At 50.0% G+C, this 16,243-nt stretch carries 18 protein-coding genes; all 18 read left to right on the top strand.

What is annotated here, in order from left to right; translation table 11 throughout:
• Window positions 1-768: a dihydroorotate dehydrogenase electron transfer subunit gene (locus tag HMPREF9443_RS01470; RefSeq protein ID WP_009144717.1), complete on the top strand. Its 768-nt coding sequence runs from the start codon at window positions 1-3 to the stop codon at window positions 766-768.
• Window positions 762-1,727: a dihydroorotate dehydrogenase gene (locus HMPREF9443_RS01465; RefSeq protein WP_009144716.1), complete on the top strand. Its 966-nt coding sequence runs from the start codon at window positions 762-764 to the stop codon at window positions 1,725-1,727. Before HMPREF9443_RS01470 ends, HMPREF9443_RS01465 begins: the two co-directional genes overlap by 7 nt.
• Before the next feature lie 47 nt (window positions 1,728-1,774).
• Window positions 1,775-2,491, top strand: coding sequence for an orotidine-5'-phosphate decarboxylase (pyrF, locus tag HMPREF9443_RS01460; protein ID WP_009144715.1), 717 nt, complete (start codon window positions 1,775-1,777; stop codon window positions 2,489-2,491).
• 4 nt (window positions 2,492-2,495) lie between these two features.
• Window positions 2,496-3,077 (top strand): orotate phosphoribosyltransferase, encoded by a 582-nt coding sequence (gene pyrE, locus HMPREF9443_RS01455; protein WP_009144714.1) that lies wholly within the window; start codon window positions 2,496-2,498, stop codon window positions 3,075-3,077.
• 459 nt (window positions 3,078-3,536) lie between these two features.
• A complete protein-coding gene (locus tag HMPREF9443_RS01450) occupies window positions 3,537-4,418 on the top strand; it encodes a phosphate ABC transporter substrate-binding protein (protein ID WP_009144712.1) in 882 nt (293 codons plus the stop codon).
• 242 nt (window positions 4,419-4,660) lie between these two features.
• The gene (gene pstC, locus HMPREF9443_RS01445) at window positions 4,661-5,566 is read left to right on the top strand and encodes a phosphate ABC transporter permease subunit PstC (protein WP_009144710.1); all 906 of its coding nucleotides are present in this window, start codon (window positions 4,661-4,663) and stop codon (window positions 5,564-5,566) included.
• The gene (gene pstA, locus HMPREF9443_RS01440) at window positions 5,563-6,447 is read left to right on the top strand and encodes a phosphate ABC transporter permease PstA (RefSeq protein ID WP_009144709.1); all 885 of its coding nucleotides are present in this window, start codon (window positions 5,563-5,565) and stop codon (window positions 6,445-6,447) included. The genes pstC and pstA overlap by 4 nt, the downstream gene beginning before the upstream one ends.
• Window positions 6,444-7,211 carry a phosphate ABC transporter ATP-binding protein PstB gene (gene pstB, locus HMPREF9443_RS01435; RefSeq protein ID WP_009144708.1) on the top strand — a complete coding sequence of 256 codons (768 nt, stop codon included), beginning with the start codon at window positions 6,444-6,446 and terminating at the stop codon, window positions 7,209-7,211. Before pstA ends, pstB begins: the two co-directional genes overlap by 4 nt.
• A 23-nt stretch (window positions 7,212-7,234) precedes the next feature.
• Entirely contained in the window at window positions 7,235-7,882 is a 648-nt protein-coding gene (gene phoU / locus HMPREF9443_RS01430) for a phosphate signaling complex protein PhoU (RefSeq protein WP_040564648.1), read from the top strand.
• Between the two features lie 234 nt (window positions 7,883-8,116).
• Entirely contained in the window at window positions 8,117-8,821 is a 705-nt protein-coding gene (locus tag HMPREF9443_RS01425) for a tRNA (adenine(22)-N(1))-methyltransferase (RefSeq protein WP_009144705.1), read from the top strand.
• Complete coding sequence (locus tag HMPREF9443_RS01420) at window positions 8,796-9,584, top strand: Nif3-like dinuclear metal center hexameric protein (RefSeq protein WP_009144704.1); 789 nt, start codon at window positions 8,796-8,798, stop codon at window positions 9,582-9,584. Before HMPREF9443_RS01425 ends, HMPREF9443_RS01420 begins: the two co-directional genes overlap by 26 nt.
• Window positions 9,585-9,602: 18 nt before the next feature.
• Window positions 9,603-10,529, top strand: a complete 927-nt coding sequence (locus tag HMPREF9443_RS01415; protein ID WP_009144703.1) for a 3'-5' exoribonuclease YhaM family protein — start codon at window positions 9,603-9,605, stop codon at window positions 10,527-10,529.
• Entirely contained in the window at window positions 10,526-11,266 is a 741-nt protein-coding gene (locus HMPREF9443_RS10255) for a M48 family metallopeptidase (RefSeq protein WP_009144702.1), read from the top strand. Before HMPREF9443_RS01415 ends, HMPREF9443_RS10255 begins: the two co-directional genes overlap by 4 nt.
• Before the next feature lie 212 nt (window positions 11,267-11,478).
• Window positions 11,479-12,183 (top strand): response regulator transcription factor, encoded by a 705-nt coding sequence (locus tag HMPREF9443_RS01405; RefSeq protein WP_009144701.1) that lies wholly within the window; start codon window positions 11,479-11,481, stop codon window positions 12,181-12,183.
• A 3-nt stretch (window positions 12,184-12,186) separates the two neighbouring features.
• Entirely contained in the window at window positions 12,187-13,734 is a 1,548-nt protein-coding gene (locus HMPREF9443_RS01400) for a sensor histidine kinase (protein WP_009144700.1), read from the top strand.
• Complete coding sequence (locus HMPREF9443_RS01395; RefSeq protein WP_009144699.1) at window positions 13,731-14,249, top strand: YqeG family HAD IIIA-type phosphatase; 519 nt, start codon at window positions 13,731-13,733, stop codon at window positions 14,247-14,249. The genes HMPREF9443_RS01400 and HMPREF9443_RS01395 overlap by 4 nt, the downstream gene beginning before the upstream one ends.
• Window positions 14,246-15,025 (top strand): carbon-nitrogen family hydrolase, encoded by a 780-nt coding sequence (locus HMPREF9443_RS01390; protein ID WP_009144698.1) that lies wholly within the window; start codon window positions 14,246-14,248, stop codon window positions 15,023-15,025. The genes HMPREF9443_RS01395 and HMPREF9443_RS01390 overlap by 4 nt, the downstream gene beginning before the upstream one ends.
• Window positions 15,025-16,083: a M15 family metallopeptidase gene (locus HMPREF9443_RS10680; RefSeq protein ID WP_009144697.1), complete on the top strand. Its 1,059-nt coding sequence runs from the start codon at window positions 15,025-15,027 to the stop codon at window positions 16,081-16,083. Before HMPREF9443_RS01390 ends, HMPREF9443_RS10680 begins: the two co-directional genes overlap by 1 nt.
• The last annotated feature ends 160 nt before the right edge of the window (window positions 16,084-16,243 follow it).

The following is a 16,243-nucleotide window of genomic DNA, read 5'->3' as shown; positions in this document are numbered from 1 at the left end:
ATGTCTAAAACTATTGCGAGTGCCAAGGTAATTGGTCAACGAGTTTTAAATAGTACGACAAAATTAATAAATGTTTATACACCGGAAATCGCTGACGAAGCTGTCCCAGGACAGTTCGTCAACGTGAAGGTGTGCAAGAATACTGCTCCGCTGCTGCGCCGTCCCTTCGGCGTAGCAGGAGTTAACAAGGCTGAGGGAACCATCACCATGATCTATCGTATCATCGGTGAAGCAACTCATATTCTGGCTGACGTTTGCAGCGGCGACGAGCTGAGCATCGTCGGTCCGCTGGGACACGGCTTTGATATGAGCGCCAAAAAACCGCTGCTGGTTGGCGGCGGCTTGGGCCTGGCTCCGCTGCTGTTTTTGGCAGAGGGCTTCGGTGAGGGCAATACCGATATCCTGATGGGCGGCCGCAGTGCCGAGGAATTGTTCTGGACCAAGCTTTATGAAAGCCTCAGCAAAAATATTTATCTGACCACCGATGATGGCAGTGTCGGCACTAAGGGCACCGTAATGGCTCTGCTGCCGCAGCTGTTAAAAGAGGGCGGCTATGACTGCGTATACGTTTGCGGTCCTGTACCGATGATGCGCGCAGTTGCCAATGCCTGCTTAGAAGCCGGCGTAAAATGTCAGGTATCTCTGGAAAAATACATGGCCTGCGGTCTGGGTGCGTGCCTGTCCTGTGCCTGCGAAGGCATCGGCAAGCGCATCAAGGTCTGCAAGGACGGCCCGGTATTCTGGGCAGAGGAGGTAGGAGAATGGTAAAAGCATTGTATGATGGCCGTCTGGCAGTTGATATTGCCGGCCTGAAAATGGCTACTCCTGTTACTACCGGCTCCGGTACCTTTGGCTTTGGCCTGGAATTTACCGATTTTCTCGACCTGGAAAAGGTTGGCGCTGTTACCGTAAAGGGTACCTCCTTAGAGCCTGCGGCAGGCAATAAGGGCCAGCGTGCGGTAGAAACCCCGTCCGGTATGCTGAACTGCATCGGTCTTGAAAACCCCGGCAGTGAGTACTTCTTGGAGCACACTCTGCCTGAGCTGAAAAAATATAATGTTCCTGTGATTGTCAACATTTACGGTCATACTCCCGAGGAATACGGCGCTGTTGCCAAAAAGCTGGACGTAGACGGTGTTGATGCAGTAGAAATCAACATCTCCTGCCCAAATGTTAAAGAGGGCGGCATTGTTTTCGGCACTGTGCCGGAAGCAGCTGCCGAAGTCGTACGTGCGGTTAAGGCCAACACCGGCAAAATGGTTATCGCCAAGCTTTCTCCTAATGTAACGGATATCGTGGTAATGGCCAAGGCTGTAGAGGCAGCAGGTGCGGATGCAATTTCCATGATTAATACGCTGCTCGGTACCAAGATTGATATTGAGCGTCAGCGTCCTGTGCTTGGCAATGTAACCGGCGGCCTCAGCGGTCCTGCTGTACGTCCGGTAGCAGTGCGCCTGGTTTACCAGGTAGCGCAGGCTGTGCATATCCCCATCATCGGCATGGGCGGCATCATGTGTGCCGAGGATGCAATTGAGTTCATGCTGGCAGGCGCAAGTGCGGTAGCAGTTGGTACCGCAAACTTTGTACAGCCTGATATCGCTGAAACCATTGCCCATGGTATGCTGGCATATCTGGACAGACACAACGCGCAGAACATTTCTGAAATTGTTGGTCTGGCTTTGCCAAACGGCAAAGCAAGCATGCCGTTGTTTAACGACGCTGTATAACATTATTCTCCAGCGTCTATAAAGTATGATATAAGGGAGATTTTCTCATGCAACATGATGATAGATTAATAGTCGCACTTGACTTTCCTACCTTGGAACAGGCTAAGGCTTGCGTTGTCGAATTGGGTGACGCAGTAAGCTACTATAAGGTTGGCATGGAGCTTTATTATGCAGTAGGCAGCGAAATTATCCGCTTCTTGAAGGAACAGGGCAAGCATGTTTTCCTAGACCTCAAGCTGCAGGATATTCCTAACACTGTTGCTCATGCACTTACCGTACTCAGCGATTTGGGTGCAGATATGATGAACGTTCATGCTGTCGGCGGCAAAAAGATGATGGCAGAGGCTGTTAAGGCTGTGCATGAGGCTGCTGAGGCAGCAGGTCGTCCGGCACCGAAGCTGATTGCTGTAACCATTCTTACTAGCATGGATGATGAACAGTTTGCTGATTTGAATTATAATAATACCATTGCCGAGCAGGTTATCAGCCTGGCTAAGCTGGCGAAGGAAGCAGGCATGGACGGTGTTGTTGCTTCTCCTAAGGAAGCTGCAGCAATCCGCGAGGCTTGCGGACCTGAGTTTTTGATTGTTACCCCGGGCGTACGTCCTGCGGGCAGCTCTTTGGATGACCAGAAGCGCGTAGCAACACCGGCAGGCGCTCTGCAAAACGGCAGCAGCCACATTGTAGTAGGCAGACCTATTACTAAGGCTGAGGCAAGACAGGCAGCAGCATTGGCAATTGTAGAAGAGATTAAAGGAGTGTAAGCAAATGGCAGTTTTAGAAGAAAAAGATGTTATGAAAATGCTCGAGGAAACTAAAGCAGTTCTCCATGGTCACTTTTTGCTAACCAGCGGTCTGCACAGCCCTATGTATGTTGAAAAATTCAACGTACTGCAGCATCCTAAATATACCGAGCGTCTGTGCCAGGAAATCGCACGTCGTTATGAAAACGACAATGTTGAACTGGTAGTTGGCCCGATGACCGGCGGTATTCTGTTGGCTCACGAGGTTGGCAAGGCTCTGGGCACCCGTGCTATCTTCACCGAGCGTGAAAACGGCAAAATGACTCTGCGTCGCGGCTTCCAAATTCCGGCAGGCACCCGCGTACTGGTTGTTGAAGATATCGTAACCACCGGCGGCAGCGTTAAAGAGGTTATGGAAGTAGTTAAAGAGCATGGCGGCGAGCTTGTAGGCGTAGGCCTGCTGGTTGACCGCAGCGGCGGCAAGGTAGATTTCGGCGTTCGCACCGAAGCTCTGCTGCACTTGAATGTAGAAACCTATGATCCGGCAACCTGTCCGCTGTGCGCTAAAGGTGTACCGTTCACCAAACGTGGCAGAACTGGTAAATGACACCCGATTTGTCGCGAGTGTAACGAAGCGAGAAATCGAAAAGGTGGAATTATCCTCGCTTGCGACCGAACAGGGAGCAAGAAAGAGGATAAATAAGACACAGTTTGTCGCAAGCGTAGCGCCGCGAGAAACTGAATGTCGAATTATCCTCGAAGAGGACAAGTAAGACCTGATTTGTCACGAGCTTTGCGAAGTGAGAAATTTTTGAGCGCGCTATCCTCGAAGAGGGCAAGTAAGCTAATCTAACCTAAATTTCAAAGCACCTGCTTATCATACAACTGATAGGCAGGTGCTTTTCTTGTGCGCATTTTTTGCTATTTAACATGTTCTTAACATCAGCATAATACTTCCTTAACAATGATATATTATACTAGCATCATAAACCACGAACCCTACTGATGAGGCGCAGGCCTTATCGGAAATAAATTTTTTGACTATGGTTGAAGGAGGAAATATATTATGAAATTGAAAAAAGTCGCATGTTTAGGTCTGGCAGCTATGGTAGCACTCGGTGCTCTGGGCTGCGGCAGTGATAACAAGGCTGCTGATAACAAAGCAGGCAGCAAGGTTACAGGCAGTGTAACCGGCAGCGGTTCTTCCGCACTTCTGCCGCTGGCAAAGGATGCAGCAAGCAAATTCAAAGCTATTAACCCGGATGTTTCCATCACCCTTAACGGCGGCGGCAGCGGCACCGGTCTGAAACAGGTTGCGGACGGCAGCGTTAACATCGGTAACTCTGACGTACCGGCAGAAAGCAAGCTGAAACCCGAAGTTGCCAAAGGACTTGTAGACCACAAGGTTTGCGTAGTTACCATGGCTCCGGTTATCAACAAAGATCTGGCAGCTAAAGTAAAAAGCCTGACCAAGGCTCAGCTGACCGACATCTTCACTGCTAAGGTAACCAACTGGAAACAGGTTGGCGGTCCGGATGAACCTATCGTTCTGATTACCCGTCCTGCTACAAGCGGTACCCGCGCTCTCTTCCAGGAGTTCGCTCTGGGCGGTGCTAAAGAAGCAACCAACAAATCTCTGGAAACTGATGACTCCGGCACTCTGCTGCAAAGCGTAAAGGATAACAAAGGCGCTATCGGTTATGTTGCTCTGTCCTACCTTGTAAATAACAAAGACGTTGCAACCGTAGCAATCGACGGTGTAGAGCCTACTCTGGACAACACCTATAACGGCAAATATCCTGTATGGGGTTATGAGCATATGTATACTAAAGGCGAAGCTACCGGCGCTGTAAAAGCATTCTTGGACTTCATCATCTCTGCTGATTATGGTAAGGAAATTGAAAAGCAGGGTTATGGTGTTACTGCTAAAATGCAGGTTAAACGATAATTCGGACTTCGGCTAAGGCGCATTAGCGTCAATCCCAAAACAATTATTACGCTTCCATCTAAACGAGAAGCAGGAAGACAGCATACGCCAAGAGATGCGTCTTACCGGTCTTCTCATCCCCTTTAGAATAAATATCAAGGCTGTGCCGGGCAGGAGCTGGTAAGTTATCAGCTGCGAGCCTTTGCATAGCCTTTAGTTTTACGAAAGAAATATTCACGAGTTACATCAGAGGAGAATAGTTTATGCAACAGGTTACAACAAATGCTTATAGGCAGGATGCGTTGTGGCGCTACATTATTACCGGCTGCGGTCTGGCGCTCATTGTTCTGACGCTGTCTATCGGCGCTTTCCTGTGCTACAAGGGCGTAGGCACATTTACTACCTACAACCACAGTATTGCAGAGTTTCTTTTTTCGGCAGATTGGGCGCCGAGTGACAGCGCTGAGGGCGGCGGCAGTGTTGGTGCAGCCATCTTTATCTTCGGTTCTGTTATTACCTGCGCATTGGCGCTGGCGATTGCTACACCGTTCAGCCTGGCAACCGCAATTTTCATGACGGAGATTTCGCCGGAACTGGGCAAGCGCTTTGTCCAACCGGCTGTGGAAATTTTTGTCGGCATTCCTTCCGTAGTTTACGGCTGGATCGGCCTGACAATTTTGGTACCGCTGATTAAAAACATTTTTAACCTGCGCTTCGGTTTTTCCGTATTAGCGGCAGGCATTGTACTGGCGGTTATGATTTTCCCGACGATTACAAGTTTGGCGGCAGATGCACTGCGCAGCATCCCCAAAAGCTACCGTGCTGCTTCCTATGGTTTGGGCGCAACCCGTTGGCAGACTATTGCCAAGGTCGTAGTGCCTGCGGCAATCACCGGTCTGATGACGGCCGTTATCCTGGGCCTGGCGCGTGCCTTCGGCGAAGCGCTGGCTGTAGCAATGGTTATAGGCAAGATGCGTGCCTTCCCAACCTCACTGCTTTCCCCGACTAACAATCTGACGGCGGCGATTGCGGCAGATATGGGCGGCGCAATGGAGGGCAGCGAATACAACATTGCCTTATGGACAATGGCATTGATGCTGTTTATTATCTCTCTGGCCTGTATCTTTGCCATCAACTTTTTAACTGCTAAAGGAGGGAAGCAGGCATGAACGACAGTATAGCGCGTGCAAAGTTTATTGATAAGCTGATGACAGCTGTGTTTTATTGCGTAGCAGGCTTCTTTATCCTGCTGCTCGTAGCCTTTGCCCTGTATGTTATTATCAACGGCTTCAAGGATTTCAGTTGGAGCCTGGTATCCTTTGAGGGCAGCGGCATCGGTAATTTATTCTTCAACACTATTTATCTGGTTTTCCTGTCGCTGCTGGTGAGCGTGCCTATGGGCGTCGCTGCCGGTATATACATGGCGGAATATGCTAAGCAGGGCAAGTTCACCAAGTTCCTGCGTATGTGTATCGAAACGATGTCCTCACTGCCGTCCATTGTTGTCGGCTTGTTCGGTTACCTGGTATTTATCGTAATGACCGGCTCACAGTGGAACCTGTTCAGCGGTGCGCTGGCAGTTTCTATTCTCAGCATCCCGCTGATTATGACGGTAACAGAGGATGCCTTCAAATCACTGCCGCAGGGCTATAAGCGCGGCAGCTTGGCCATGGGCGCAACGCTGTGGCAGACAATTTACAAAGTCCTGCTGCCGGCGTGCCTGCCGCGTATTATGACAGGTGTCATTCTGGCCGCAGGTCGTGGCTTCGGTGAAGCGGCAGCTCTCTTGTATACTGCAGGTATGAGCACAGATATCAACTGGAACAGCTGGAACCTGCTGTCGCCGACCTGTCCGCTGAACCCCTTCCGTCCGGGCGAAACGCTGGCACTGCATATCTGGGCATCGCGTACCGAGGCTCTAGCGGCCAATGCAGCGCAGATGGCCAACCTTTCTTCAGCAATCTTAATGCTGCTTGTGCTGTCCTTTAGCCTGGGCGCACGTTACCTGAGCACTTATTTAGATACAAAAACCGGAGGTAGCAGAAAATGACGAATGATAAGGCTGCAACTAAATTTTTAGTGCAGGATCTGGATTTGTATTACGGCAAATTCCAGGCGTTGAAAAAAATAAATCTTGATATTAAGGAAAAGGAAATTACCGCACTTATCGGTCCTTCCGGCTGCGGCAAATCCACCTTTTTGAAAACACTTAACAGAATGAACGATTTGGAAGAGGGCGTTCGCATTGAAGGCAGCATTGCACTGGATGGCAAGGATATTTTTGCGGAGATTGACCCCATCAGCCTGCGCCATCGTGTAGGTATGGTCTTCCAACAGCCTAACCCCTTTCCGAAAAGCATTTATGATAACGTTGCTTACGGTCCGCGTATTCATGGCGTGACGAAAAAGAGCGAGCTGGACGAGATTGTGGAGCGCAGTCTGCGTCAGGCTGCCATCTGGGACGAGCTGAAGGACAGACTGAATAAGAGTGCGCTGGGCTTGAGCGGCGGCCAGCAGCAGCGCCTGTGCATTGCACGTACCCTGGCTGTGCAGCCGGAGGTTATCCTCATGGACGAGCCTACCAGTGCGCTGGACCCGATTTCTACGATGAAGATTGAGGATTTGGCGTTGGAGCTGAAAAAGGATTATACCATTGTTATTGTTACGCATAATATGCAGCAGGCTGCACGTATTTCCGATAAAACGGCCTTCTTCCTTTTGGGCGAGCTGATTGAGTTCAACGAAACAAAGCAGCTGTTTGCTAATCCGTCTAATCCTAAGACAGAAGAGTATATTACCGGCAGATTCGGTTGATGCAAGGAGAAAGGAACAATAAAATGACACGTAACAAATTCAACGAGGAGCTGAAGCAGCTGCTCAACAGTGTGCGCGTGATGGGCGTAAATCTGGAGGATACCCTGGATAAGGTTATCGCCAACCTGGAGCAGAAGGATGCCGCCTTGGCGCAGCAAATTATCAGCGACGATGATAATTTTGACAACAGCGAAGTAAATATCGAAAAGCAATGCCTGGAGCTGGTGCTGACACAGACTCCGGTAGCAACTGACTGGCGCGAGATTGCCAGCTGTCTGAAGTTGGTGGGCGATATGGAGCGCATTGCCGACCATTGCAGCGATATCAGCCAATACACCTTGAAGCTGATTGAAAAGGATCCTGTGCCGCTGCCGGATAACTTTATGGCTATGCTGCAGGTTATGCGCCAGATGGTGTACGACAGCATCAGCGCCATCAGCGAAAATGATTTGGAGCTGGCCAACAAGGTCATTGCTACCGATGATGAGGTAGACAATTATTTTGCCGAAATGCGTCAGCATCTGACCACTGTAATGCAGCAAAAGCCGCAATACGTACCCCAATATGTTGACTATCTGATGATTGCCAAATATGTGGAGCGCATTGCCGACCATTCTACGAATATCGCCCAATGGGTAATGTTTGTGGTAAAGAACGAACTGAAAAACTGAGCGTTGAATGCCAATCACGGCCTCCGCAGCAATGCGGGGGTTTTTCTTTATTTCAGCAGTTATCATAGCATTGGCAGCAGGCATCACTTTGCAGACTTATTTTCTATATTCGTTGATTTGTGTTATAATAAAGCGTTAGAGTATTTACGTTCCGGACAGCTTCAGAAAATATTACAGGCTGTGGCTGTCACGATTCAGAAACTAAGATTTTAGAGCAAATTCAGGAGGGACGCAATGCATATTGATAGACGATTAGAAACTATTGCTAATCTGGTGCCGCAGGGCTGCGTATTGGCGGACATCGGCACGGACCATGCGTATTTACCCGTGTGGCTGTTGGATAAGCAAAGAATTGCGCGGGCGATTGCCGGCGATATCGCCGCAGGCCCTTGCCAGGCGGCGCGCACTACCGTGGCGCAGTTCGGTCAGCATGAGCATGTAGAGGTACGTCAGGGCAGCGGCCTGAAGGTATTAAGCCCCGGTGAAGCAGACTGCATTGCTATTGCAGGCATGGGCGCTTCTACCATCATCAGCATTTTGGAGGATGACACGGAGGTAGCGCAGAGCGCAGAGCTTTTGGTGCTGCAGCCGATGGCCGGCGCCGCATCTCTGCGTGCGTGGCTGTGCAGCCACGGCTGGCAGCTGGCTGCCGAAGAGCTGGTGGATGATGCCCCACATTTTTACGAGATTATTGCCGCTAAGCGCGGCTTAGCGCCTGTTTACAGTGCGGCAGAGTGTGCTGTAGGACCATTGCTGCTCGCACAGAAGCATCCGCTGCTGGATAAACAGCTGGAACGCCAGCTTGCTACCTGCAGACAGCTGTTGGAGAATATGGGACGCAGCGAGCGCGCACGCGCGAGCGAAAAGTATAAGGAAATCGAAGCGTTGAAAGCAGAACTGGAGGTGCTGCAAAATGGCAAGCGTAGTGACAGTAAATGATATCATCAACCTGCTGGATGAAATGGCACCGCCTGAGCTGGCGGAGTCTTGGGACAACGTCGGCCTGATGCTGGGCAGACGCAATAAGCCTGTGCGCAAGCTGCTTTTGGCGTTGGATATGACGCAGGAAACTGTGGCGCAGGCGGTGGCGAAAAAGGCTGATATGCTGATTACGCATCATCCGGCGATTTTTCATAAGCTGGGCAATGTGACTGATGCCGACTGGCAGCAGGAGCTTTTGCTGCAGCTGGCAGAAAACGGCGTTGCTGTTTACAGCGCGCACACTAATCTGGATTGCGTGGCTAACGGTGTGAACAGCGTGCTGGCGAAAAGACTGCGTCTGCAGGACGCAGATGTGCTGGATACTGTCAGCGGCCTCGGACGCATCGGCGAGCTGGCGCAGCCGAGCAAGCTACATGATTTTGCAGTTTTCGTCAAAAAGGCTTTGCAGGCCGATTATCTTACCGTAGGCGATGCAGGACGCAAGGTTAAGCGTGTTGCGGTCTGTGGCGGTGCCGGTGCCGATTTGATTGGGCTGGCTTTGGCGCAGGGCGCCGATACGCTGGTGACAGGCGACGTGAAGTATCATGAGGCACAGCAGGCTGTTTTCAGCGGCTTGAACATTATCGATGCAGGCCATCAGCCGACGGAGCTGCCGGTGCTCGATGACCTTGCCGACAGATTGTCGCTGCGCTTTGCGGAAAAGCATTGGGATGTGGCAATTCAGGTAGCACGCGAAACACTGCTGCTGAAGCATATATAGAAAACAGGTGATAGAAGAATGATTAAAGATTTTAAAGCCGGCATCAAGGTGTGTCAGGCAGTTTTGGTAAGGGTACAGAAGGTAGGCAATTCCTCTAACGGCGGCGTTTTTGCCCGCGGCATGCTGGAGGATAACAGCGGACGCATTGCCTTTATCTGCTTTGACGCAGTGCTGGTAGACAAGCTGCGTGAGCTGGAGGGCCCTACTGCCTTTATGATGGGCGGTAACGTCGACATCAACAAATTCAATAACGATATGACGCTGCAGGTTGTCATTCAGCGTCTGGAAAATCTGCTGCCGCAGGATGATATCAGCAATCTGTTGCCGCATGGTGATTTTGATGTAGAGGCTTATAAAACCAAGCTTGCCAATTATATCAAGGCAGTGCGCACTCCCGGACTGCGTATGCTGCTGGAAACTATTTTCAGCGGTGCAACCTATGAGCGCTTTGTGACCAATCCCGCAGGCATGCGCATGCATCATGCTTATTTGGGCGGCCTGCTGCAGCATTCTGTGGATGTTACCGGTCTGGCAGTGGCCTTGGCCGAGCAGATTGAAGGCGTGGACAAGGATCTTGTTATTGCCGGCGCATTGCTGCACGACATCGGCAAAATCCGCGAAATTTCTGCGGAAATCGGCTTCCCTTATACCAGTGAAGGCCGTTTGCTCGGACACATTACCATGAGCTGCATGATGGTGCAGGAGGCAGCTGCTAAGCTGCGCTTGCCGTCCTCCCGTCTGGAGCAGCTGCAGCATATTCTGCTGTCGCATCACGGTGATAACGAAAAGGGTTCCCCTGTAGCCTGCTCTACACGTGAAGCCTTCGTTGTGCATTACGCCGACGAAATCAACGCCGTAATGAACCAGTTTGACGTGCATGACGGCAAGAGTGCCTGGGAGTTCAACCGTATGCTGGGACGTAATATTCTGGTAGACAAGCTGTGAACAGCAGAATAATCCGCGAGACCGTGCTGAACCTGCACGGGTTGAAGATAAAGCTTCGGTTTAAGCTGGTCAAAAATATTACGCTGCGCATAAAAGAAACCGGCGACATCTTTCTTACTGCTCCCGTAGGAATGAGCCTAAGCGAGGTGCAGCAGTTCTTAGAGAGCAGGGAGCAATGGCTGCGCCAAAAGCTGCAGCAGGTACTGCAGGAAAAGTCGCAGCAAAAGCAGGAGCCGAAATACAGCATGGGTGAGCTTCCCTTTGACGGGCAGTATGTGTGGCTGTGGGGCAAGCGTTTGCTGGCGAACTTTTTGCTCAGCGGAAAAAAGCACGGTACCTATGAGGTGCAGGCTGACGTTGTCTGCTTTTATTACCGCAGTGAGCTGAGCGAGAAAGCCAGGTGCGCCTTTGTAGAATTTTTCTATAAGCAGGAGGTATCCGACAGAGGAGAACAGCTGCTGCAGGCATGGGAAAAGAAAATGGGCGTGCGTCATACCGGCCTCAAGGTGCATCGAATGAAAACGCGCTGGGGTTCCTGCAACGTGCGCACAGGCGGCATTAATCTGAATACGCTGCTGGCCTGCTGGCCCGAGAAATGTTTGGAATATATCGTGGTGCATGAGCTGGCGCATCTGCACGAGGCTAATCATTCACCGCGCTTCCATGCGATTGTCGAACGCTATTTGCCCGATTGGCGTGAGCGCAAAAAAATGCTGCTAGCCTTCAAGCCGCTTTAATAGCTGTCTTAAAACAAAAATTATAAGCATTTTCTGTGATAAATAATGCATTCGCGTTTACGTTTATGATAAAAGCAGTATATATATGTAAATCTTTTGTGAAAGCATACTAAGAAAGCTAGTATTTGTGCTATAATTATAGTAACATCTTGTAGGACTCTGCCGTTTGCTCTGATAAATAAATGGTATGAGTCAGCTTAAAGGCAGGAGTGATGATTATGGCAAAACAGAAAATATTAATTGCTGATGATGAAGCGCAGATTCGCGAAATCTTGCGCATATATTTTGAGAAGGAAGGCTTTGAGGTTATTGAAGCCGAAGACGGTGCTGCCGCAATTTTGAAGGTGCAGTCCGAAAAACCGGATATTCTGCTGCTGGATATTATGATGCCCGTTCTCGACGGTATTGAGGTTTGCAAGCAGGTACGTAAAATGTCGGACCTACCCATTATCATGGTTACGGCCAAGGATGATGATGATGACCGCATTGCCGGCTTGGAAATCGGCGCTGATGACTATATCACCAAGCCGTTCAATTCGCGTGAGGTAGTAGCCCGCGTGAAGGCTGTGTTGCGCCGTGCAGGCACGCAGGAGAAGAAGGGCGAGGTTTCGCGCATCACCTATCCCGGTCTGATTATTGATATGGATCAGTATCAGGTAACAGCATTCGGCAACAAAATGACCTTTACGACTAAGGAAATGGAGCTGCTGTGGTGCCTGGCATCGAATCCTGGCAAGGCTTTCAGCCGCAACCAGCTGCTGGAAACCATCTGGGGCTATTCCTATTACGGTGATACCCGTACTGTTGATACGCACATCAAACGCATCAGACAGAAATTGAACATTCCGCCTGATTCCAAATGGGATATTACAACTATCTGGGGTGTAGGCTATAAATTCGAGCTAAAGGACGAATAACCTATGAAAAAATCCCTAAGCACACGCCTGATGTATAGTTTTATGACTATCATAATTATCGTCGTTGTGGGGATTACAGCAGGCATATCCTACCTGATTGCCGACTACTTTTTCCAGATTAAGGAGCAGGAGTTGGCCGAAAAGGGAGATGAGATGGGGGAAACTGTGGAAGCCTTCATCCGCCTGCAGGACAGGGATATGCTTTATCGTTATATTTTAGCTGTAGATAAGCTGGTTGGCGCACGCATCTGGCTGTTTGATGATAATTACGAGCTTTTGGCGGCCTCTAATTACGAAAATGTACAAGAGACCGGAGAAAATGCTTCTATGAAGGATTTTCTTAAGTATGGTGCTCCTTCGCAACAGGTGTTGCAGGAAAGCGTCAGAAAACTGGATCAGGATATGAAGAGCAGTAATTTATCGTATCGCATTAAAGTGATACTGAATGATGTTTATGCCGGGAAGTCCTTCAAATCGCAGATTTATCATCCGTATTACAAGGAGCAGGTAATCCTGGTCGGCGTTCCTTATACCTTCGGTAAAGGACACACAGGCGCTATTTTGCTGATTGAGCCCTTGAGCGGTTTTGAAAAATTCTTGCGAAATGTTTATATTTATATTATGATTGTAGGTATCGTTGCCATTATTTTCAGTCTGTTCTTAGTCAAACGTCTGTCGGGTATGATTATCCGGCCGGTTCTGGATATGAAGGACAATGCGCAGGCGATGGCTGCGGGAGATTATTCCCACAGGCTGCAGGTGCATGGCGATGATGAAATTGCCGAGCTGGGAAATGCGCTCAATTCTTTAGGCAAGGATTTGGGTGATTACATTGCCAAGATGGAGCGGACGGAAAAAATCCGCCGTGATTTTGTGGCTAATGTATCGCATGAGCTGCGGACACCGATTACGATTATCCGTGGCTACAATGAGGCAATTTGTGACGGTATGGTAACGGATACTGATCTGATTCAGCGTTACCGTGGCCTGATAAATGAAGAAACAGTCCGTCTGGAGCGTATGGTACGCGAGCTGTTGGATATCAGCAGACTGGAGTCCAGCGATCCGCTGACTGTAAGCAACATGGATGAGCTGCCGCTGGCCGGTATCATCCGTAATGTCGCCGAAAAATTATCGGTGCGTTGCATGAAGCATAATATTACTATTAATGTTCATGCCGACGATAATATCAAAATTTTGGGCGACGGAGACCAAATGGTACAGTTAATTATGATTTTGTGCGATAATGCCTTGAAATATTCGCCGGAAAATGGTACTGTATCAATAGGTGCGAATAAGCTTGACGATGGCGGCGTGCTTGTAACGGTTTCCGACCAGGGCAAGGGTATTCCCGAAGAGGATATTCCCTTTATCTGGGAGCGCTTTTACAAGGTTGAAAAATCGCATTGCCGCAGTGTTCCGGGAACCGGTCTGGGGCTTGCTATTGCCAAAGAAATTATTCGTGTCCACGGCGCCAGTGCCGAGGTAATCAGCAAATGTGGTTCTGGTACCACATTTGAAATAAAATTTCCAAAGGATAAGGTAGTATGATTTTAAAGTATGTTTGCCCCGATTACAGAGTAAAAAGTTTATTTGACATTTCCGCAAAATGGCTGAAGCGCAATGGCTACACCAAAATTGTTGTTGATATTGACAATACCCTGCTGCCGCGCGACAAGAACCTGGTAGGACCTCGTGCTATGACCTGGATTCGTCAGCTGCATCAGATGGGTATCAATGTTGCATTGATTTCCAATAACGGCGGTGACCGCATTAAAGGTATCACCCGTCAGACCGGTCTTGGCACCATTATGCGTGCCGCTAAGCCTTTGCCGATGGCTTATAAGCAAATTACTAAAGCTATGGGCGGCGGTAAAATTCTTTTTGTCGGCGACCAACTGTTGACCGACGTTTTAGGCGCAAAGGTTGCCGGTCATCCTGTAGTTTTTGTTGAGTCCTTAGGCGGTAAGGAGCATTTCATTACCCGCTGCACCCGCAAGCTGGAGAAATTCTTTCTTGGTCGCCTGCAAAGCAATAATATGATGCCTAAGGAGCGCGTATTATGAAAATAGCCCTGCTGCAGCTGGAAGTTCTGGAAAAGAATAAAGAGGCTAATGTGGCCCATGGTCTGCAGCTGGCAGCGGAGGCTGCCAAAAAACATGATTTGCTGGTGCTGCCCGAGGTGTGGACAACAGGCTACAGCCTGGGACACCTGGAGCAGGAGGCCGAAACGCCGGCTTCGCCTGTGCTGGCACAGCTTGCGGAGATTGCACGTAATGAGCAGTGCGCTATTCTCGCGGGCTCGGTGCCTATGCGTCATGCCGATGGCAAGATTTACAATACCTCTGCGGCTATCAATAAAAACGGTGAAATCGTCAATCTTTATGATAAGGTGCATCTTTTTGGCCTTTTCCATGAAGAGGATTTCTTTGCTCCCGGCAATAATTTTCAAGCCTTTACGTTAGATGGTCTGTGCTGCGGCTCGACTATCTGTTACGATTTGCGTTTTCCTGAGCTTTTCCGTCATTTGGCTCTGCAGGGAGCACAGCTCATTTTCTGCCCGGCTGAATGGCCTGAAGCAAGGGGAGATATCTGGCGCTTGCTGGCGCAAGCCCGCGCTGCCGAAAACCACACCTTTGTGGTAGCGGTAAATTGTGCAGGCAGCTTTAAGGGTGCGCCGTTTTACGGTCATTCGATGGTTGTTGCGCCCAGCGGCAAGATTCTTGCCGAAGCAGGTATGCAGGAGGAAGTTGTTTCCTGTGAAATCGATTTGGCAGATGTTGCGAGAGTACGCAGCAGGCTTAATGCTTTAGCTGATGTACGCAAGGAGCTGATTCAATAGTGAATTACCGAAATTTGCTGGCCGGCCTGGCGGCCGGTCTGCTTTTCTATGTCCAAACGGGAGCGGAGCTTGCTCTGGCTGCCGTGCCTAAGGATGCGCCGAAGGATATTAAGTATATTCTTGGCTTTTACTATGGGAACGGCGAAAATATTCTTATCCGTGAGAATAACGGTCGTCTGGAGCTGTTGTACCGCACTGCATTGGGGGATAAGTCCTTTGCTGCGGCCAATCTTTATCCGCTCAGCAAGGTGCATTTTGATTCTTACACTTTGCAGGAATCCGGGCCGATGAGCAATACTGAAGCCGGTGTCCGTTTTGAGCGTGATCCTGACGGCTACGGTATTTCCTGCCGCGTCGGCGGTAATACTTACAGCCGGTACTTTTTAGGCACGACTACCGGCGAGAGGGCGAAGTCCTTCCGTCTGGCGGAGCGCAGTGCCGAGGATTGGGCTAAGCTGCGAGCGGAGGCTGCCAAGGCAGCCGTTCCTGCTGCTCTGGCAGCAGGTGAGCAGGCGCAGCTGGTGGATGCTGCAACTGTTGCCGGTGTGAAGGTTAATTCTGTCTACGCAGGCAGTGATAACCTTTTCGGTGCGCCGCTTTATACTACGTCTAAGCTTTTTGTTTCTAAAGAGGCTGCAGCTGCCTTAGGCAAGGTGCAAAAGCGTCTGGCACCTTACGGCTACGGCCTGGTGCTGTGGGATGCCTACCGCCCCTGGTCGGTGAGCAAGCTGGCTAATCTGGCTTTGTCTGACGATAAGAAGGACATGCTGGAGGACCCGGAAACTAAGGGCAGCACGCATAACACAGGTAATGCTGTGGATGTGGGTCTGTACAGCCTGGAAAGCGGTGAGGAATTGGATATGGGCTGCGGCTTTGATGAGCCGTCGCTGCGTCAGTACGCCAGCTATGCCGGCGGTACGTCACGCGAGCGCTATCTGCGCAGCTTGCTGCGCGAGGAGATGGAGCTGCAGGGATTCAAGGGGATTGAGATGGAGTGGTGGCATTTTGAGTTTGGCGACTGCTTTAAGTTCGCTCACTTGAATGTAAGTAACCAGTAATAGCGTCGCAAGCGATATACCATTCCGCTCAGAGAAATTTTCCCGTCAATCGCTTGATAGGGAAGTTGTTCTTGAGTATTTTGCGGAAGCGATTTGACGGACGCAAATTTCGTGTGGAACCAAGACGGAATACCGCAAAACTCGCGCTAAGCTAACAGAT

It is taken from the genome of Phascolarctobacterium succinatutens YIT 12067 (genome assembly GCF_000188175.1).
GTDB classification, from domain to species: Bacteria; Bacillota; Negativicutes; order Acidaminococcales; family Acidaminococcaceae; genus Phascolarctobacterium_A; species Phascolarctobacterium_A succinatutens.
The sequence above is the reverse complement of the archived record's forward strand: the minus strand, read 5'-3'. Positions and strand labels throughout refer to the sequence as shown.

Coding starts and splice junctions, on each gene's coding strand:
- HMPREF9443_RS01395 (WP_009144699.1), top strand. CDS start 13,731: ATGATTTTAAAGTATGTTTGCCCCGATTACAGAGTAAAAAGTTTATTT.
- pstB (WP_009144708.1), top strand. CDS start 6,444: ATGACGAATGATAAGGCTGCAACTAAATTTTTAGTGCAGGATCTGGAT.
- HMPREF9443_RS01400 (WP_009144700.1), top strand. CDS start 12,187: ATGAAAAAATCCCTAAGCACACGCCTGATGTATAGTTTTATGACTATC.
- HMPREF9443_RS01470 (WP_009144717.1), top strand. CDS start 1: ATGTCTAAAACTATTGCGAGTGCCAAGGTAATTGGTCAACGAGTTTTA.
- HMPREF9443_RS01390 (WP_009144698.1), top strand. CDS start 14,246: ATGAAAATAGCCCTGCTGCAGCTGGAAGTTCTGGAAAAGAATAAAGAG.
- pyrF (WP_009144715.1), top strand. CDS start 1,775: ATGCAACATGATGATAGATTAATAGTCGCACTTGACTTTCCTACCTTG.
- HMPREF9443_RS01420 (WP_009144704.1), top strand. CDS start 8,796: ATGGCAAGCGTAGTGACAGTAAATGATATCATCAACCTGCTGGATGAA.
- HMPREF9443_RS01450 (WP_009144712.1), top strand. CDS start 3,537: ATGAAATTGAAAAAAGTCGCATGTTTAGGTCTGGCAGCTATGGTAGCA.
- HMPREF9443_RS01425 (WP_009144705.1), top strand. CDS start 8,117: ATGCATATTGATAGACGATTAGAAACTATTGCTAATCTGGTGCCGCAG.
- HMPREF9443_RS01465 (WP_009144716.1), top strand. CDS start 762: ATGGTAAAAGCATTGTATGATGGCCGTCTGGCAGTTGATATTGCCGGC.
- pstC (WP_009144710.1), top strand. CDS start 4,661: ATGCAACAGGTTACAACAAATGCTTATAGGCAGGATGCGTTGTGGCGC.
- HMPREF9443_RS01415 (WP_009144703.1), top strand. CDS start 9,603: ATGATTAAAGATTTTAAAGCCGGCATCAAGGTGTGTCAGGCAGTTTTG.
- phoU (WP_040564648.1), top strand. CDS start 7,235: ATGACACGTAACAAATTCAACGAGGAGCTGAAGCAGCTGCTCAACAGT.
- pyrE (WP_009144714.1), top strand. CDS start 2,496: ATGGCAGTTTTAGAAGAAAAAGATGTTATGAAAATGCTCGAGGAAACT.
- HMPREF9443_RS01405 (WP_009144701.1), top strand. CDS start 11,479: ATGATTATGGCAAAACAGAAAATATTAATTGCTGATGATGAAGCGCAG.
- pstA (WP_009144709.1), top strand. CDS start 5,563: ATGAACGACAGTATAGCGCGTGCAAAGTTTATTGATAAGCTGATGACA.